We start from the raw sequence: 19,096 nt of genomic DNA on the forward strand, positions 1-19,096 counted from the left end.
TTCGCTCACATGACAGAGAACGGCCAGGTCGCCGTGATCTTGAAGGTCGCGACGCAGCTCTTCGCGGCGCTCGGTTACGACGGCACCTCCACCAGGCAGATCGCCGACGCGGCAGGCCTGAACATCGCCACGGTCAACTACCACGTGGGCGGCAAGCGGGAGCTCTACCTCGCCGTGATGGAGCGCGCCCACCAGGCCGAACGCGCGGCCCTGGAAGGGGCGCTGGCCCGCCTGCCGGGCGACGACCCGGTCACCGGGATCCACCGGCTGATCGACGACTACGTCGACTTCTGCGTGTGTCATCCCGAGGTGCCGGCGCTGTGGATGCACCGCTGGCTCTCCGACGCCAGCGACCTCACCGAGCTGGAACGCCAGTACGTCCAGCCACTGGTGGCCATGGTGACCGATGCTCTGCGTCCCGCGGTCGCGGCCGGGGTGATCGACGACGCGATCGACCTGGAGTACACCATGTGGTCGGTCATCTGGTGCGTGCACGGGTTCGCCAAGGGCGGCGTGCTGGACGAGGAGGGCCACCGCAGGGGCGGCAGCGACCAGGTGGCGCTGCGGCGCTTCCGCGCCCACCTGCACCTGACCCTGCACCGCGCGCTCGCGTTCCCCGGCGACGTCCCGTGACCACCGCGCCGGCGGGTGAGCGGCTCGCCCGGAGCCGGTTACTCGGCTACGGCGCGGGCTCCGTGGGCACCGGGGTGTTCTCGGCCGTTCCCGGGCTGCTGCTGCTCTACTACCTGACCGACACGCTGGGCGTGCCGGCCGCCGCCGCGGGTGCCGTGCTGGTCGCGCCGAAGATCTGGGACGTGCTGCTCAATCCGCTCGTCGGCGCCGCCAGTGACCGCGAGGCCGTGCGGACCGGCCGGCGGACGCGGCTGCTGCTGACGGGGGCGGCCGCGCTGCCCGTGGCGTTCGCGTCGATGTTCGCCGTACCGGACGCCGCGCCCGGCGCGCTCTGGGCGGGGGCGGCGTTCCTGGTGGCCGCGACCGCGTTCGCCTGCTTCCAGGTGCCGTACGTGGCGCTGCCCGCCGAGATGTCGGCGAGCCGGGCCGAGCGGACCAGGGTCATGTCGTGGCGGGTCGTCTGCCTGACCGTCGGCATCCTGGTCGCGGGCGGGCTGGCCCCCGCCGTGGTGGACCTGGCCGGTGGCGGCCGGCCCGGCTACGCGGTCATGGGCGTCACGATCGGCGCGGTCATGGCCGCCGCGCTGGTCACCGCGGCGCTGGCCACCCGCTGGGTGACCTCGCGGCCGGGTCCACGGCAGCTCGGCCCGGTGGCCGCGTTCCGCATGGCGCGGGGCAACACGCCGTTCTTCGCGCTGCTGGCGGCGTTCGTCACGCAGGCGCTGGGGGTCGCGGTGATGCTGGCGGGCGCGCCATACGTGGCCTCCTACCGGCTCGGCGACTACGGCCTGACCTCGGTGATGTTCGTCTGCCTTGTCGCCCCGAGCATGCCTGCCGTACCCCTGTGGGCGCGGCTGGCCCGTACCCACGGGCCCGTGCGCTGCTACCTGGCCGCGACGCTGGGCTTCGGGCTCGCGGCGCTGGCGCTCGTCCCGGCGATCGCCGGGCGGTCTTTGGTGGCGACGCTGGCGCTGACCGCGCTGGCCGGGGCCTGTTACGCGGGGCTGCAACTGCTGCCGCTGTCGCTGCTGCCCGACACCGTGCACGCCGACACGGCCCGGACCGGGCACGCGCAGGCGGGCGCGTTCACCGGGCTGTGGACGGCGGGCGAGACGGCCGGGCTGGCGCTCGGTCCCGGCCTGTTCGCGCTGGTGCTGGCGGTGTCGGGGTTCGTGTCCGCGCCGGTCGAGGCGCCGGTCGCGCAGCCGCCCGCCGCCCTGACCGGACTGCTGTTGGGCTTCACCGCGCTGCCCGCCGCGCTCATGCTGATCAGTCTGCCGTTCGTCGTCCGGTACGGCAGGGCCGCAATGAATCACGAGGAGCACGCGTGAACCTGCCCGACACCGGGAGGAGCACCGAGGATCTGCTGGCCGAGCTGGCCAGGCTCAAGGAGCACGACCTGCCGGTCAGGGGCGGCCAGGTGACCGCCTACGTCTACGACACCGGGCGCGACGAGGTGCACGAGGCGGCGGCCCGCGCCTACGCGGAGATGCTGGAGGTCAACAGCCTCGACCCGACGGCGTTCCCCAGCGTGGTGGAGATGGAGAAGCAGGTCGTCGGCGCCGTCGCCGACCTGCTGGGCGGTGGCCACGGCATCTTCACCAGCGGCGGCACCGAGTCGATCATGCTGGCGGTGAAGGCCGCCCGTGACGCGGCCGGGCGGGCCCGGCCCAATCTGGTGCTTCCCGTCACCGCCCATCCGGCCTTCCACAAGGCGGCGCACTACCTCGGTCTGGAGGTCCGGCCGGTGCCGGTCGATCCGGCCACGTTCAAGGCCGATGCGCGGACCGTGGCGGCGGCCATGGACGATGACACCGTCCTGGTCGTCGCCTCGGCGCCGTCGTACCCGCAGGGCGTGATCGACCCGATCGGGGAGATCGCCGCCGTCGCCGCCGCGGCGGGCGTCTGCTGCCATGTGGACGCGTGCGTGGGCGGGTGGCTGCTGCCGTGGCTGCGGGCGGCGGGCGCGGCGATCCCGGCGTTCGACCTGTCGGTGCCGGGGGTCACGTCGCTCTCGTGTGACCTGCACAAGTTCGGCTACGCGCCGAAGGGCGCCTCGGTCGTGCTGTTCGCCGACCCGGCGATGCGCCGCGGGGCGTACTTCGCCTCGGCCGCCTGGCCCGGCTACACGATCATCAACGCCACCGTGCAGAGCTCCAGGTCGGCGGGGTCGCTCGGCGGCGCGTGGGCCACGCTCCAGGCCCTGGGCCGGGACGGCTACCTGGCGCTGGGCCGGGCCACGCTGGAGGCGACGGCCAGATTACGCGCGGGCATCGCGGCGGTCCCGGGCCTGCGGGTGCTGGGCGACCCGGAGAGCGCGCTGGTGGCGTTCACGTCGTCGGAACTCGACGTGTTCGTCCTGGCCGACGAGGCCCGGCGGCGCGGCTGGTTCCTCCAGCCGCAACTGTCGTACGCGGGCATCCCGGCCAACCTGCACATCACGGTCACCGGGGTGACGCTCTCGGGGATCGAGGCGCTGCTGAAGGTCATCGGAGAGTCGGCGGCGGCCGCGCGGGTGCGCGGCCCCACCGTACTCCCCGACGGGCTGGTCGACCTGGTCGTGAACCTGGATCTGACGGAACTGGACGACGCGGCCTTCGCCGAGCTGGCCGCGGCGGTCGGGGTGGACCTGCGGCCCGGCGCGGGCCAGCCGGAGATGGCGCTGGTCAACGCGGTCCTCGACGCGTTGCCCGCGGCCACGCGGGAGGCGGTGCTGGTGCGCTTCCTGTCAGTGATCTACAGCTGAAGCGCGGCGAGCGTGCCGTTCCGTGTCGAGCAGCAGGTCCGCCTCCCGTTGCAACGCGTCGCGGTCCCAGGTGACGACCGCTCCGGGGACGGCGTCCGGCAGGACGTCCTCCATGTAGCGCAGCTTGCGCCACCGCAGGCCGTACACCGCCAGTGCGATCTGGGCGACGCCCAGGACGACGATCATGAGCGCCATGCCCCGGCCGGGCCCGGTGCCCAGTACGGTGCCCGCGGTCCCGCTCAGCCAGCCGCCCTCGCGCATCGCCGGTTCGAAGAACGCGTCGGCGAGCCGGCCGGCGCAGAGGTAGCCGAGCGGTTCCGTGAGGTTCGCGATCATGCGGTTGCTGGCCAGGATCCGGCCCTGGAGCTCCATTCCGACCTTCGTCTGGATCATGGTCTGCCAGTGGCCGTTGAGCAGCGCGAGGGAGGCGGCGACGGCGGCCAGTCCCACGGCCAGGAACAGCGCCGAGGGCAGCAGCCCCACCAGGATCATGCCGGCACCCGTCAGCAGGGTGAACCCGACCATCCCCGTCGCCCGCCGCTCGAACCCGCCCCAGAACGCCATGGCCACTCCCCCGGCGATCCCGCCCACGGCACCGACCACGGAGGCGACGGTCAGCGTGGCGGGTGACGCGAACGACAGCACCAGCGGCGGGGTGAGGGCGATGGCGAAACCGAGCATGAGGTTGAACGCCAGGAAGAAGGCGATCATCGCCACGAAGCCGGGGCGCCGGGCGATGTAGCGGACGCCGTTGGAGATCTCCTTCCAGATCGTCTCCTCCCGCCTGCGGAACAGCGTGTCGGGGAACCGGACGACGAACAGCGTGAGCAGCGAGACGAACACCGTCGCCAGATCCACCACGAGCACGCCGCCGAGCCCGATCAGCACGATCAGCGCGCCGCCGAGCAGCGGTCCCCCGGCCTGGCTCAGCGCGACCAGGGCCTGGGTGACGCCGTTGGTCCGGCCGAGGTACTGCTTGGGGACCAGTTGCGTGGTCGCCGCCAGGTAGGCCGGCTGCTGGAAGGACCCCGCGATCGAGCTGAGACCCGTGGCGATGTAGAGATGCCATACCTCCAGCGACCCCGTGGCGTACATGACCAGGCAGAACCCGGTCCCGCAGACGGCCACCAGATCACCGGCGATCATCACCAGGCGGCGGTTCCATCGGTCCGCCGCCGCGCCCGCGAACGGCAGCACCAGCAGCGCGGGCAGCAGCCCGCAGACCAGGATGACGGAGAACTGCGTCGCGCTGCCCGTCTCCAGATACACCCACACCCCGAGGCCGAACGCCAGGGCCCTGGTGCCGAGCATGGACACGAGCTGGCCGAGCGTGACGAGCAGGAATCCCCACAGGCCCGAGGCGGCCGGCGGGACAATCGGTTTCTCCTGTGCGGGCTCCCGATGTCGCCGCTCGAACCAGCGGGTGAGGATGGCGGCGAGCTCGGCGGCCTGGTGCTTGAGGAAGAAGTGACCGGCGTCCGGGATCACCTCCAGCTCGGTGTCGGCGCAGAGCAGGTCCCACTCGCGGTGCCGTTCCTCGTGGAACTCGGTGAGCCGGTCCCGCTCGCCGACCACGCTCAGCGCGTGCAGCGTGCGGGGACGGTCCTTCGCGTGGCAGTGCTCGGTGTAGAACTGTTCGGCCTGCCGGGAGTCGTGCCGCAGGGCGCGCAGGATGAACGCCTGCTCCTCCGGGTCCAGGCTGTCGGTGAGCCCGCCGATGCCGCGCAGCGTGTCGCGATACAGGCGGTCGGATCGCCAGCGGTCGCTGGGCAGGAGCCTGGCCCACAGGTCGAAGAGCCGTCCCGGCAGGCGCGGCGCCGGGAACGCGCCCCCGAACACCACGCCGACGACGTCCCCGCCCCCGGCCTCCAGACGCTGGGCGATGTCGAAGGCCAGCGCGGCGCCGAGGCAGTGGCCGTACACGATGACGGGGCCCTGGACGGTCGCGCGGATCTCGGCCACGCACCGGGCCGCCAGCGTGTCGAGCGGCTCCATCGGGGCCGACGGGTCGCCGAAGTCGTGTCCCGGCAGGTCGACGGCGAGCAGCGGGAACTCGGGCGGCAGGGCGCGGGCGAGTTCGCCGTAGGCGGCCGCGTTCCCGCCGCCGAAGGGCACCGCGACCACGGTGGCCGCCGTTGCCCTCGCCTGGGTCGCCGGCGCGCCTGGCAGCCGTACGAGGAGTCCGCCTCCGGGGTCGCTGCCTTTGAGCAGGTCGGCCAGCTCGCGGATGGTCGGGTGCTGGAAGATCGCCGCGACCCGCAGCCCGTCCCCGATCTGCCGGGCCAGCCGCATGGCCGAGAAGGAGTCGCCGCCGAGCGCGAAGAAGTCGTCGTCGATCCCCACCTCCGCCAGCCCGAGCACCTCGCGCCAGATCCCGGCGAGGCGCTCGTCGGCCCCGTCGCGCGGAGGCGCCGACGGCCGGTCGCCCGCGATGCCGGGTCCCGGCTCGGGGAGCGCGCGCCAGTCGAGCTTGCCGTTCGGGGTGATCGGCAGCCGGTCCATCTCCACGAAGGCCGCGGGCACCATGTACGGCGGCAGCTTCGCGCGGGCGTACTCGTGCGGCGCCGGGCCTTCCCCGCGGGCGTACTCGTGTGGCCGCGCGCCGTCCCCGCGCATGACGTAGTACGCCACCAGCCGGGCCCGCCCCTCCTCGTCGTGCCGGACCACGACGGCGGCGTCACCGATGCCCGGATGCCCTCGCAGCACGGCCTCGACGTAACCCGGCTCGACCCGGTACCCGCGGATCTTCACCTGCCGGTCCAGCCGCCCGAGGAACTCGAACACCCCGCCGGGCAGCAGCCGCCCCCGATCACCCGACCGGTACGCCAGGGCACCCGCGTCGAACGGATCCCGGATGAACCCGTCCCCCTCGGACAGGTACCCGCGGGCGACACCCGCGCCGCTGATCAGCAGCTCCCCCGCCGCCCCCACGGGCACCGGGCGCAGCCGCGCGTCCACCACGCGCACCCGCACGTTGTCGAGCGGACTCCCCAGAGGGACGACCGGCCCGCCACGATGGCCGCGCCCGGCATCCGGAACGCGGTGGGCGAGCACCGCGACCGTGGTCTCCGATGGCCCGTAGTTGTTCCAGATCGAACAGTCCGGCCGGACCTCGCGGACGGCGTCCACGAGCTCCCACGGGCACGCCTCCCCCGCGAGGACGAGGTAGCGCGCCGGGACGACCGCCGCCAGCAGCCCCGCGTCGCGGACGGCCTGGAGGTGGCTCGGCACGAGCTTCATGAAGTCGATCGGGTGCCGCCGGAAATAGCCGGCCAGCTGCTCGGGATCGACCGCCCACTCGTACGGCACCACGTGCACGGTCCCGCCGGTGGCCAGCGCCCCGTACAGGTTCGTCAGCCCGAGGTCGGCGGCGAGCGTGGACACGAGCGCGAAGTGCAGCTTCTCCGGCACGTCGAGGCGGGTGAGGATCGCGGTGAGGTAGTTGGTGAAGCTGCCGTGCTCGACCACGACCCCCTTCGGCCGCCCGGTGGATCCCGAGGTGAACACCACGTACATGGCCTCATCCCGGGCGATCGGCCGCCCCAGGTCCACCCCGGGATAACCGGCCAGGATCGCGCCGATCTCCTCCAGCACCATGACCCGGACCGGTCTCGTCTGGATAGGCGCGTGGTCGACTTCGGCGTGAGTCAGCAGCACCTTCGCGCGTGACTCGGTGAGGACCGCCGTGAGATGGCTCGCGGGCGCCGCCGGGTCGAGCGGCACGTACGCCGCCCCCGCCTTCTGCGCGGCCAGCATCGCGACGACATGGTCCACGGAGCGCTCGAACAGCAGGGCCACCAGGTCACCGGGCTGTACGCCCTCGGCCACCAGGTGCCTGGCCAGCCGGTTCGCCCGTTCGTTCAGCTCGCCGTAACCGGCCACGTCGTCACGGCACCGGACCGCGTCCCGTCCGGGCTCGAGCGCCGCGTACGCCTCGAACCGGGCCAGCAGGGTCGCGGCCTCGTCGAAGTGCGGCAGTACGGCCGGCGCCGGCCGTACCGTATCCAAGTCGTCGGCTGGGACGGCGGGCGGCGCGCCCGGCCGTACCAGCTCCAGATCGACGGCCGGGACGGCGGGCAGTGCGGCCATCGGCGCGTCCAGCCCGGTCAGGGGCGGACCGGTGAGCAGGGCGTCGACGACCTCGGCGAAGTGGCCGCCGAGACGCTCCACCAGCTCGTGCGACAGCAGCTCCGCCGCGTACGTCAGCGTGACCCGCAGCTCCCCCTCCGTCTCGACCACGGCGCAGGACAGGTCGAACCGGGCCCGCGCGTTCCCCGCCCGCAACGGGGTCACCTTGAGGCCGGGCAGGTTCTCACCGAGGTCGGTCGCGGTGTGGTAGTTGAACATCACCTGGACGAGCTGACCCGCGCCGAGGTCCCGCTCGGGCGCCAGCTCCGCCACCAGCCGCTCGAACGGCAGCTCCTGATGGTCGTAGGCGTCCAGCGCCCGCTCACCGACCCGCCGCACGAGATCGCGGCAGGTCGGCGCCGGGCCCAGGTCGAGCCGGAGCGGCAGGGTGTTGATGAAGCAGCCCACCAGGTCCTCGGCCTCGGGGCGGTCCCGGCCGGAGACGGGCACGCCGACCACGACGTCCTCAGTGGCGCAGTGCCGGTGCAGGACGTACCCGAAGGCGGTCAGCAGGAGCACGAACGGCGTCACGGACGCTTCCCGCGCCACCTCGCGCAGGCGGCGGCAGGTCCGGCGGTCGAGCGTGAGGTCGAGCTCGGCGCCCCGGTCGGAGCGGATCGCGGGGCGTGGCCGGTCCAGCGGGAGTTCCAGGATGGGCGGCATGTCGGCCAACCGCTCGCGCCAGTGGTGGAGGTGGTCGCGTACGACGTCGTCGGTCAGGCGTTCGCGCTGCCAGGCGGCCACGTCGGCGTACTGGACCGGAAGCGGGGCGAGCTCGTGGCCGGCGTAGGCGTCGAAGAGATCGCGGACGAGTCGCCGCGACGACCACGCGTCGGTCGCGATGTGGTGCGTGACGAGCAGCAACGCGTGATCGTCGGCGGCCAGCCGGACGAGCGTGGCCCGCAGCGGGAACTCGCTGTCAAGACGAAAGGGGCACTCCGCCTGCGCGGCGAACACCTCCCGCACGGCGCCGGGCAACTCGGCCCGTCCCCCGTCGGACGGCTCCACCCGTCCCCCGTCAGCCGGCTCCACCCGAGCCGCGTAGGACGGCCCCGCCTGGGCCGCGTCAGGCCGGTCGGCGGCTGTCAGGTCGATGACGTCGAGGGACGGGCCGTGGCCGGGTGGGGCCAGGACCAGTTCGGGTTCCGCGCCGTCGGATGAGCAGGTGGTGCGCAGGACCTCGTGACGGTCCATCACGGTCGCCAGGGCTTCGCGCAGGGCCCCGGCATCCAGCGGACCGGTCAGCCGCATGGCCTGGACGACGTTGTAGGCGGGGCTGGCCGGGTCAAGGTTCTGTAGGAAGTGTAGGCGCCGCTGCGCGAACGACATGGGCAACCGGCCGGTGGTCCGGTCCAGGTGCGGGATGGGGGCGGGCACGGCGGCGGTACGAGAGGCCGCCAGACGGCTCAGCCTGGCCCGCTGTTCGGGTGAGAGGCGTGAGAGCCGTTCGGCCAGCGCGGCGGGCGTCATGCCGCACCCCTCTCGCATCCGTCGGTCAGGCTTCCCTGCCTATCCGGCATACCGGATACTTCCTGCTCACTCACGTCGGAGACGTCCTGAACGACCGCACCGCAACGACCCTGCCGGGCCGCGCCGGAGACGTTCTGCCCGACCACGCCAGAGAAGTCCCGCCCGGCCACGCCGGAGGGGGCGTCCATGACGGCGTCCGAGGCGTCCTGCTCGACGGTCTCCAGCATGGCCAGCAGCTCGTCGGCGTCCATCGCCAGCAGCCGTCGGTCGGCTATCTCCCGGGCGATGGCGGTGACGGTGACCGCCGCGAAGATGTCGCGCACCGACAGCGTGACGCCGAGGTCGCGCCGGATGCGGGAGACGAGCTGCATCGCCGAGATGGAGTCGCCGCCGAGCGCGAAGAAGTCGTCCCCTGCGGAGACCCCGCTGGTCTCGAACAGCTCGGCCCACCGATCGGCCAGCCACCGCTCCACGTCACCATCCGGCACGACGTGCGCTCCGACCTCCACAGACCTCCCCCGGATCGCAGCGGGTTCCGAGTCCGCTGAACTCCCCCGCGCAGTGACAGATCGCGGGTCCGGGAGGCTCTCCGCCTCTACGGGCCGCTGGTCCCATGGGCCCTCCGTCTCAACAGACCGCCGGTCCTGCGGGCCCTCCGTCTCAACAGACCGCCGGTCCTGCGGGCTCTCCGTCCTGACAGACCGCCAGGCCCGCGGGCCCTCCGCCCCAACAGACCGCCGGTCCTGCGCCCCAGCAGACCGCTGGTGCTGCGGGCTCTCCGCTGTGACGGGTCGCCGGTCGGGCTCCGGCGCCGTGATGGGTCGCGTGGCCGGCTCCGTCGTGGGGGTTCCCGGGGACGCGCCCGGCTGGGCGAGCAGGCGCAGGGCCGTACGGTCGATCTTGCCGTTGGGGAGGGACGGGAGCTCGGCCAGTTCGACCAGCGCGGTGGGGATCATGGCCACGGGAAGTGTCGTGGTCAGGTCGCGCCGCAACGCGAGCAGGTCGAGGGCCCGGCCCTTCGCGGGGACGATGTACGCCGTCAGGCGGGCCCGCCCGGCCGACCGCTCCGCCGTCACGTGGACGTCGTTGACCGGGCCGCAGGCGCGGATCGCGGCGGCCACCTCGGCGGGGTGGATCCGTACACCGTTGACCTTCAGCTCGTCGTCGGCCCGGCCGAGGACGACGAGTTCCCCGCCGTCGGACACGCGGCCGAGATCACCGGTGCGATAGGCGGTGACGCCGCCGAGGTCGGCGAAGCGGGCCGCCGTCTCCTCAGGCATCCCCACGTAGCCGTGACCGGTGTGCGGGCTCACCAGGACGATCTCGCCCTCGGCCGCCGGGTTCCGCAGCGCCGCACGGACGAGAGCGGCGTCGAACGGCCCGGCCGGGTCGATGAGGCAGAAGCGCGTCTGGGGGACGGGCCCGCCCGCCGGGAGAGCGCCTGTGAACCGCTCGGAGACGGGCAGCCGCTTCCAGATCTTGGGCAGCGTGGTCTCGGTGGTGCCGTACAGGTTGACGCGGGTCCGGGTGCCGGGGAACACGAGCTGCCACTCCTCCAGCAGGGACGCCGCCAGCGGCTCCCCGGCGAAGAACACCGTCCGCATGGACTCGCACCGGGTACGGCAGTGCCGCAGCCAGCCGCGGGCCACCGACGGCACCACGTTGACGACGCTGACGCGGGAGTGCCGCAGCCAGGCCACGGTCGCCTCCGGCGAGTCGGCCTCGCGCAGGGCCGGGATGACCAGCGTCGCGCCGGCCCACAGCGGCAGGAAGACGTCGCGGACCGCCACGTCGAAGCTCAGCGCGGTCAGGAACGCGACCCGGTCCCCCGGCTCGACGCCGAACTCGGCGCACTGCCAGGCGAGGAACGAGGTCAGCGCGGCGGCTGAGCCCAGCACCGGCTTCGGCCGCCCGGTGGAGCCGGAGGTGAAGAACACGTACGCCCCATCGGCGACCGCGGTCGTGCCGGGCTCGCCGAGGCCGGACGGCCCCGCCGCACCACGAGACACCAGCCCGGAGATCGCCGCCCCGTCAGGCAGCACGACACCGGACGGCTCCGCCGCGTCACGAGACACCAACCCAGGCATCGCCGCTCCGTCACGTGACATCACACCGAGGATCGCCGCTCCGTCACGCAGTACGACGCCGGGTCTGATCAGGCCGAGCAGGGTCTCCTTGCGGCGGGCGGGCAGGTCTGGGTCGAGGGGGACGGGGACGCCGTCGAGCGCCAGGACCGCCAGGAAGTCCACCACGAACTCGATGGACCTGCGCCGTTCGATCACCGTGAACCTGCCCGGCCCCACCGAACCGGACAGCGTTCCGACTCGTTCGTCCATTTTCCCGGCGAGGGCCGCGTAGGTGAGTGATCGCGTGCCGCATTCCAGTGCGACCTGCGTGGGCCTGGTTATCGCGTGCAGGTATATCCGATCGACAAGCCGGCGCTTCTCGATCGAGGGCGTGTATGCCCTGGTGTGCTCCTTCACCGCTCTCCTCAGGTGTCACGAGATATCTGGCCGCGCCATCGCGACCTCACCTGACAAGGCGTTCCAGGGTGTTCCAAGGCGGAGAGGGTCTGTCATACCAGGGGAGGACGAAGAACATACCGGGGGTGGATGTCCGCCGGCGGCATTCGCGAGACGGTAAGGCCATGATTCGACTAGCCCGGACTGCCGCCGCGTTCGCCGTGGTCGCCCTGCTCGCCTCGTGTGGGACGGCCACGACGGCCACCCCGGCGACCCACACGAGTCACGCCGGTGGCCACGCGGCCAAGGCCACACCGGTGGCCGCCCCGTTACGGGCCGGCGAGCGGTTCGAATCCCTGACCATGGCCGAGGCCTACACGCCGAGCGGCCCCAACGGCGGCACCGACGACTACCGATGCTTCGTGATCGACCCCAAGCTGACCAGTCAGGCGTTCCTGACCGGGGCCCAGTTCCAGCCGCAGAATGCCGACATCGTGCACCACGCGATCTTCTTCAGGCTCGGGCCCAAGCAGGTCGCGCAGGCGAAGGCGCTCGATGACAGCACTCCCGGCCAGGGCTGGACGTGCTTCGGCGACTCGGGCGTGGACGAAGCCTCCTGGGTGGCGCACTGGGCGCCGGGCACCAACGAGACGCTGCTGAATCCGCGCTACGGCTACGCGCTGCAGCCCGGCAGCAAGCTCGTCATGCAGATCCACTACAACACCCTCAACGCCAACGGCCACCCCGGCTCCGACCAGTCGAGCATCCGGCTGCGGCTCACCGACAAGACCCTGGAACCGCTGGAGACCGCGCTGTTCCCGGCACCGATCGAGCTGCCGTGCACGCCGCAGGAGACCGGCCCCCTGTGTGACCGGGCCGCCGCCGTCAAGGACGTGGTGCGCAGGTTCGGTCCCGGGGCCGACGGGGAGGCGAATGGGCTGGCCAAGCAGTGCGGGCCGCTCAAGCCGGGGCCGACGCAGCACTGCGACATCCCCATCCCGGGCAGCGTGACGCTGCACGCGCTGGCCGGGCACATGCACCTGCTCGGACGCTCCATCAAGGTCGAGCTCAATCCCGGCACACCCAAGGCGCAGACGCTCCTGGACGTCCCGAAGTACGACTTCGACGACCAGGCGCTGCGGCTGCTCGCCAAGCCCGTCACGGTCAAGAAGGGCGATGTGGTGCGGGTGACCTGCACGCATGACGCCGCATTGCGCTCGCAACTACCGCAGTTGCAGAAGCTGCAGCCGCGCTACGTGGTCTGGGGAGCGGGGACCAGCGACGAGATGTGCCTGGGCATCGCCATCTGGTCAAAGGCCGCATAAGGCGTCAAGGACCGCGCAGAGCGGGCCGCAAGAGAGGGCCTCGTAAGGCTCGAGGACCGCATACGGAGTGCAGGGCGCACGCATACCGCCAGGTCGGTGTACGTGCGCCCTTGATCGGGGTCGGAGCCGGGATCGGGGTCCAGATCCGAGGTCCGGGTCCGAGGTCCGGGCACGGATCCGAAGTCCGGGACCGGATCCGGGGACCGAGGTTCAGGACCGGAGTCCGGAGTCCGGGTCCGGGGTCCGGGCACGGGGTCCGAGGTCCAGGTCCAAGGTCCGGACTCGGGTTGGGGTTGGGTTAGCCGAGTGTGATGCGGTCCACGTTGGGGCCGCCGCCTGCGGTGGTGGCGGTGAGGCGGATCGTGTTGGCGCCGGCCTGGAGGTTCACCGCGACCGTGCCGTTCACCCAGGTGTCCCAGTTTGCCGTGGCTGGGAACGACTGGGTGGTCACCGCCGTGCTGTTCACCGCGACCTCCATCGGCCGGTCCACCGCTGTTCCGTTGGCGTAGCGGATGGTCAGGGTCGCGGCGCCCGCGGTGGCGGCGTTGACGGCGAACTCGACGTACGAGCCCACGAGGTTGTCGTAGTTGACGAAGCCGGTCCCGGTGAAGCCGGTGTGGTTGGACTCGGCCACGCCCTGCGAGATCGTCGCGTCCTCGGCTTGATACTCGGTGCCGACCGGGGTGGGGGCCGACACGTCGACGTAGTCCGCGTTCGGGCCGCCGTTGGCGGTGGTGGCCGTCATGCGGATGGTGTTGGCCCCGGCGACCAGCGGCAGGGTGAACGTGGCCGTCGCCCAGGTGTCCCAGTTGCCGGTGCCGGGGAAGTCACGGGTCAGCGTGGTGCCGTTCGCGGTGATGGTCATCGGGCGGTTCACCGTGGTGCCGTTGGCGTACCTCAGGGTGATGTTGGCGTTGCCCGCGGCGGTGGCGTTGACGCCGAACTCGACGTACGAGCCGACGACGTTGTCGTAGTTGACGAAGCCGGAGCCCGAGTAGCCCGCGTGGTTGGACTCGACCACGCCCTGCGAGATCGTCGCGTCCTCCGCCTCGTAGTGGGGGCTCGCCGTGGTGGGCCGGGCGCGGATGAGGCGGGTCTCGCCGGGGCGCAGGGTGGCGCTGTAGGAGGAGGCGACGGTGCCTTCGGAGCCGCCGGACCACAGGTTCGTGACCTCGGCCGGGCCGGTGAAGCCCACTTGCGACCAGGTGACGCTGACCGTGGAGTTGCCGGACGTACCGGTGTTGTAGAGGGCGACGATGTAGTCGCCGTTCGACTCCCGTTTACGCCATACCTGGTTGACACCACTGTTCACAATGCGCTGGGCGGCGACGCCGTCCTGGTCGACGGCGATGAGCCGGTCGTTGGTCAGCATGGCCAGGTCGGTCGAGGTGAGCGCGGTCAGGTCGGTGCCGAGCAGCAGCGGGCTGGAGATCATCGCCCAGTGCGTCATGTGCGTGCGCCGCTGGTCGGCGGTCAGGCCGACCTGGTCGCCGTTGCCGACCTCCAGCGAGTCGTAGTCGTTCCAGCCGCCGGGCCCGGCGTACTGCTGCCAGGAGGCCGCCGAGGCGAACCGGCTGGACACGTGCGACCAGTCGGTGAGCGGGAACCCGCTCCCGTTCGCCCCGGGACCGCAGTAGCACTCGACGTCGCCCTGGGTGCGCCAGCTGTTGGCCAGCCGCTTCCAGGTGGTGGCCTGGGCGATGGGCAGGTTGTTGGACAGCGCGAAGTTGATCGGCCGGCCGGTCTGGCGCAGCGCCTTGTCCCAGGCTTCGACGTCGGCGACGGTCGTCGCGTCCACGCCGTCGATCTTCAGGTAGTCGACGCCCCAGGAGGCCATCTGGTTCGCCCACGAATTGATGAACAGCTGCGCGCCGGGGTGGGAGTAGTCGAGCCGGTACATGTTCTTGCAGTTGTAGTTCTTGTGCGTCTGCGAGGTGTCGGCGATGTCCTGCGCGTGGTACGAGGTGCCCTCGATGGGTTTGTTGGCGGTGACGGCGTTCTTGGCGATACCGGGCGTGACGTAGAAGCCGAACTTCAGGCCCTTGGCGTGCACGTAGTCGGCCAGCGCCTTGATCCCGCTGGGGAACTTGGCGGTGTCGACGGCCCACCGCCCGAAGCCGTCGACCTGGAAGCCGTTGGAGTCGCACTTCTGGAAGAAGTCGTCGAGGTTGATGTAGACGTAGCCGTGCGCGGCGAGGCCGCTGCTGACCAGCGCGTCGGCCTGGGCCTTCATCTTCGTCTCGTCGGGCCAGCGCCGCACGAAGCTCCAGCTGCTCCATCCCATGGCGGGCCTGATCGACAGGCCGTTGTCGGACGCGACCGCGGGCTGGACGCTCACGAACAAGCCCGCTAAGAGCACGGCCACCGCCGCGACTATCCCTCTCCGTCTCACGGGATTTCCTCCTTATGTTTTACGGCCGGCCCGGTGGGCGCCAAGCGCCGTGCGGGGCCGGGGTCTGTCCAGGGGAACGCTCTTCCGGTGGAGCCGGCGCGCCACCGTTACGTGCGTCTTCTTGACCGTGGCTTCCGTTGGTGCGGCCACCGTGCGGTTGGTGCGGCCACTGTGCCGTTGGTGCCGGCCGCCGTGCGGGCGGTGCGCGTCCGCACGGCGGCCGGGGTTCAGCCGATCGTGATCCGATCGAGGTTCGGGCCGCCGCCGGCCGTCGTGGCGGTGGCGCGGATGGTGTTGGCGCCCGCGTTCAGCGGCACCGTGATCGACTTGGTGACCCAGGTGTCCCAGTTGGTCGTCGCGTCGAAGGCGAGTTCGTCCGAGACGAGCGCGCCGTTGACCGTGATGTCCATCGGGCGGTTGGCCGTGGTGCCGTTGGCGAACCTCAGCGTCAGCGCGGCATCCCCCGCCGACTCGGCGTTCACCGCGAACTCGACGTAGGAGCCGACCAGGTTGTCGTAGTTCACGAAGCCGGTGCCGGTGAAGCCGGTGTGGTTGGACTCGGCCACACCCTGCGAGATCGTGGCGTCCTCGGCCTGGTAGTCGGTGGTGCCGCCACCGCCACCAGGTGTCACGTCCACGCCGATGTAGTCGAGGTTCGGGTTGCCGTTGGCGGTGGTGGCGGTGGCCCGCAGCGTGTTGGCGCCCGCGGTGACCGGCACGGTGAAGGTGTCGACGGCCCAGGTGTCCCAGGTGCCGGTGCTGCCGTAGTCACGGCTCGCGAACACCGTCGTGCCGTTGACCGCGATCGCCGACGGGCGGTTCGTCGTCGTCCCGTTGGCGTACCCCAGCTTGATCGTCGCCGTGCCCGCGGCGGCGGCGGTGAACGACCACTGCAGATAGGAGCCCGCGGCGTTGTCGCCGTTGACATAGCCGGTGCCGCTGTAGCCCGGGTGCGAGTTCTCGAAGATGCCCTGCGAGATCGTCGCGTCCTCCGCCTCGTAGCGGCCGGGTGGCGGCGTCGTGCCGCCGCCGCCCGCGTACTCGCCGCCGACCCAGGCCTCGTCCACCCGCCACCGCGAGATGCCGTGGTGGCCGGTCTTGGTGAGCCGTACGTACCGATGGGTCGAGGCGGTCAGGTCGATGACCTGCACGCCGCGCGCGTTCGGCACCGTGCCGGTCTTGACCGCGCTGCCCCAGCTCGTCCCGTTGTCGCTGACGTACACCTGATAACCGGAGATCCGCGCGGACCCGGACGACGGGTAGACCGTCGAGTCCTCCCGCTGGTTGAACGCCAGGTACTGGATCCGCTTGGCCGAGCCGAGGTCGAAGGTCAGCGACGCGGGTTCGGCGGCGTTGCTGTCCCAGTAGGTGAGGTAGTCGCCGTCACCGGCGGCCGAGGCGGCGTGCCCGCTGGTGGACGAGGTGGCCGACAGGGTGACGCCGCTGTAGATCCCCTCCCGGCCGCTGGAGATGACCTTGAAGACCGTGTCGTACTGGTCCCACGAGGAGATGCCGCTCAGCGTCAGCGTGCCGCCCGCCTGTGTGAAGGTGACGGGGGCACCGGTGCGCAGGTTCGTCACCGAGCTGATCCGGTAGCCGTTGTCGCGCAGCGACAGCGTGCTGCCGGACGGCGGCGTGACGACGTGGATGTAGTGCCGGTTGGGATCGTTCTTGGCGATCGTGGTCACGCCGTGGGCGCCGTTGTTCCAGAAGCCCGGTTTGAGCCCGCCGAACATGTAGCCGCCGCCCTCGGTGCCGCCGAGCGACTCCCAGATCTCCCCCAGGTAGGTGTCGGCGAAGTTGTTGAAGCTCACCTGCTGGGCGGGGAACTTGCCGTTGACCATCGCGGTCTCGGCCATCAGCGCCTTCACCGACGATCCGGCGTTGGTGATGAGCCGGCCCAGCGTGAGCTTGCGGTCCACCGCCTGGTCCGACCCGCCGTACCACCAGGGGCCGCCGGTCGGCAGCTTGAAGTCCGCCTCGATCAGCCTCGGCAGCGCCGTGTAGACCGCCTGCGGGTAGTCGTACGACGGCGTCATGCCGGTCTTCTGCTCGTTGCTGATCATGTCCATGATCGCGGTGTCTTCGTTGTTGTTCGAGATCGTCATGTCGGGACGCTGCTGGTAGATCTTGGCGTAGAGGTTGTTGCTCTCCCAGTAGGCGTTGTCGTTGTCGATCCAGAACCCGGCCAGCTTCGGATAACGCTGCATCTGCTCGAAGAACTGCAGGTAGCTGAACTCGCCGAACCCGTCACGCGTGGTCAGGTCCACGTTGTGGCCGACGTAGCTGGAGAAGGCCGAGGAGTTGAGCCAGTCGCCGGAGCTGAGCCCCTCGTTGTGCCACTGCGGGTCGTCGGTCATGTAGTTGATGACCTTCAGCCCCTGCGCGTCGGCCGCGTCGATCAGCTCGCCGAGGAAGTCGCGCGTCGTGCGGCACGAACCGGGGATCGACGACGGGTACGGCCTGGCGTAGCCGAGCCGGCTGTGGAAGGTGGCCAGGACGATGTACTGGGCGTGCAGCTTCTTGGCCTCGTTCACCCAGTAGGAGGCGCTCCAGCCGCCGTTGGTGACGTCGGCCTCCCAGCCGCTGCAGCTGGTGTGCTGCGGCGAGGTGCGCTCGCCCCAGTGCAGGAAGACTCCGGAGATCGAGTTGCGCAGGAACGCCTGCCGCGGGTGCTGCAGGTCGGCCTGGGCGGGCAGAGCGGTGGGCAAGGCCGTGAGCAGGCCGAGCAGGAGGGCGAGTACGGCGAGCACCGCCGTACGCGACAGCTTCATACCAGGACCTCCAGGTAGTCGAGGTTGGGGCAGCCGTTCGCGGTGGCGCCGGTGACCCTGACGGTGTTCGCGCCCGCGACCAGCGTGGCGTTGACGCTCTTGCTCGCCCACGTGGTCCAGGCGCCGGTGCCGCCGAAGCTCAGCCCCGAGGCGACGACCACGCCGTTGACCGTGACGTTCATGGGGCGGTCGACGGTGGTGCCGTTGGCGTACCGGATCGTGAGGGTCGCGGGGCCGGCGGCGGACGCGTTGTGCGTCCACTGGACGTAACACCCGGCGGCGTTGTCGGTGTTGACGAAGCCGGTGCCGGAGAAGCCCGCGTGGTTGGACTCGACCACGCCCTGCGAGATCGTCGCGTTCTCCGCCTCCAGGCGGGTGGCGACGGCCGCCACCTGCTTGTACGCCCGCATGTTGGTGAGCAGCAGGTAGCAGTTCTGCAGCGAGCCCGAGGTGTCGCCGAGCGAGCGGTAGATGCCCCACTTGGGACGGACCCGGTCGCCGAGGAACGTGTCGCCGGTCTTGGTCGCGTCCACCAGCGTGGTGGCCCCGTCACGCAGCACCCAGCGGACCGAGCCCGCGCTGCCGTCGTCGATCCTGATCTCGTACTCGGCGTCGATCCACTTGTTCTGCAGCGGCTCCAGGTTGGTCCGTCCGACCAGGGTGTCCGACTGGAAGATCTTGTGCTCGATGGTCTGCACCCCGTCCACCCGGCGCAGCGACGTGACGGTGATCGGGTTGGTGCCGGTGCCCGGCATCTTGGTCTGGCTGATGTGGGTGAAGGTCGTGGTGGCCTTCAGCGAGCTCGGGATGAACATCGAGTACGTGACCCGCCACGTCTCGCCCTTCAGCCACTGCAGGTAGCCGCTCGGGTTACGGGTGCCGGTCACCTCCTGCCGCTGCCGGTCGGTCATCGAGTCGCGGTCTACCGTGTGCATGTTGAAGCGGAAGTTGTTGCCTTCGGCGAAGATGTGCGGCTGACCGGCGGGGTGCGAGTCGGCGCGGTCGTCCTCGATCGTCTCGAACGCGCCGAGCCCGACGGACGACGCTTCCGGGGCCCACATGAGCTGCCAGGCGGTCGCCGCCGAGGCCGGGCGGGCAGGCAGGTACGGGGTGAGAAGCGCGGCGCCCACGAGGGTTCCCAGCTGGCGTCGGGTGATTTCCATGAC

Annotated in this window: 9 protein-coding genes; 4 read left to right on the forward strand and 5 right to left on the reverse strand. The window is 71.3% G+C overall.

What is annotated here, in order from left to right:
- Positions 1-9 precede the first annotated feature (9 nt).
- The 3 genes from ACGFNP_RS03435 to ACGFNP_RS03445 are packed head-to-tail and all read left to right on the forward strand — an operon-like array spanning position 10 to position 3,379.
- Positions 10-633 (forward strand): TetR/AcrR family transcriptional regulator, encoded by a 624-nt coding sequence (locus tag ACGFNP_RS03435; protein ID WP_393314278.1) that lies wholly within the window; start codon positions 10-12, stop codon positions 631-633.
- Positions 630-1,964, forward strand: a complete 1,335-nt coding sequence (locus ACGFNP_RS03440; RefSeq protein WP_393314281.1) for an MFS transporter — start codon at positions 630-632, stop codon at positions 1,962-1,964. The genes ACGFNP_RS03435 and ACGFNP_RS03440 overlap by 4 nt, the downstream gene beginning before the upstream one ends.
- Positions 1,961-3,379, forward strand: a complete 1,419-nt coding sequence (locus tag ACGFNP_RS03445; RefSeq protein WP_393314284.1) for a pyridoxal phosphate-dependent decarboxylase family protein — start codon at positions 1,961-1,963, stop codon at positions 3,377-3,379. The genes ACGFNP_RS03440 and ACGFNP_RS03445 overlap by 4 nt, the downstream gene beginning before the upstream one ends.
- Here the strand turns inward: ACGFNP_RS03445 and ACGFNP_RS03450 are convergent.
- The gene (locus tag ACGFNP_RS03450; protein WP_393314287.1) at positions 3,362-8,977 is read right to left on the reverse strand and encodes an amino acid adenylation domain-containing protein; all 5,616 of its coding nucleotides are present in this window, start codon (positions 8,975-8,977) and stop codon (positions 3,362-3,364) included. The two genes, ACGFNP_RS03445 and ACGFNP_RS03450, sit on opposite strands and share 18 nt — an antisense overlap.
- On the reverse strand, positions 8,974-11,460 hold the full coding sequence (locus ACGFNP_RS03455) for an AMP-binding protein (RefSeq protein ID WP_393314290.1): 2,487 nt from the start codon (positions 11,458-11,460) through the stop codon (positions 8,974-8,976). Before ACGFNP_RS03455 ends, ACGFNP_RS03450 begins: the two co-directional genes overlap by 4 nt.
- Positions 11,461-11,624: 164 nt before the next feature.
- On the opposite strand from ACGFNP_RS03455, the gene ACGFNP_RS03460 reads away from it, so the two are divergent.
- The gene (locus ACGFNP_RS03460; RefSeq protein ID WP_393314293.1) at positions 11,625-12,764 is read left to right on the forward strand and encodes a monooxygenase; all 1,140 of its coding nucleotides are present in this window, start codon (positions 11,625-11,627) and stop codon (positions 12,762-12,764) included.
- A 298-nt stretch (positions 12,765-13,062) separates the two neighbouring features.
- On the opposite strand, the gene ACGFNP_RS03465 is transcribed toward ACGFNP_RS03460, so the two are convergent.
- The 3 genes from ACGFNP_RS03465 to ACGFNP_RS03475 all read right to left on the reverse strand — a co-directional run bounded on the left by ACGFNP_RS03465 (position 13,063) and on the right by ACGFNP_RS03475 (position 19,093).
- Positions 13,063-15,156, reverse strand: a complete 2,094-nt coding sequence (locus ACGFNP_RS03465) for a carbohydrate-binding protein (RefSeq protein ID WP_393314296.1) — start codon at positions 15,154-15,156, stop codon at positions 13,063-13,065.
- 227 nt (positions 15,157-15,383) lie between these two features.
- Complete coding sequence (locus ACGFNP_RS03470; protein WP_393314299.1) at positions 15,384-17,930, reverse strand: carbohydrate-binding protein; 2,547 nt, start codon at positions 17,928-17,930, stop codon at positions 15,384-15,386.
- Positions 17,927-19,093 (reverse strand): CBM35 domain-containing protein, encoded by a 1,167-nt coding sequence (locus ACGFNP_RS03475; protein ID WP_358340138.1) that lies wholly within the window; start codon positions 19,091-19,093, stop codon positions 17,927-17,929. The genes ACGFNP_RS03470 and ACGFNP_RS03475 overlap by 4 nt, the downstream gene beginning before the upstream one ends.
- Positions 19,094-19,096 lie beyond the last annotated feature (3 nt).

Source organism: Nonomuraea sp. NPDC049269 (assembly GCF_043197155.1).
In the GTDB taxonomy this organism is placed as follows: domain Bacteria; phylum Actinomycetota; class Actinomycetes; order Streptosporangiales; family Streptosporangiaceae; genus Nonomuraea.

Coding starts and splice junctions, on each gene's coding strand:
- ACGFNP_RS03470 (WP_393314299.1), bottom strand. CDS start 17,930: ATGAAGCTGTCGCGTACGGCGGTGCTCGCCGTACTCGCCCTCCTGCTC.
- ACGFNP_RS03460 (WP_393314293.1), top strand. CDS start 11,625: ATGATTCGACTAGCCCGGACTGCCGCCGCGTTCGCCGTGGTCGCCCTG.
- ACGFNP_RS03435 (WP_393314278.1), top strand. CDS start 10: ATGACAGAGAACGGCCAGGTCGCCGTGATCTTGAAGGTCGCGACGCAG.
- ACGFNP_RS03450 (WP_393314287.1), bottom strand. CDS start 8,977: ATGACGCCCGCCGCGCTGGCCGAACGGCTCTCACGCCTCTCACCCGAA.
- ACGFNP_RS03475 (WP_358340138.1), bottom strand. CDS start 19,093: ATGGAAATCACCCGACGCCAGCTGGGAACCCTCGTGGGCGCCGCGCTT.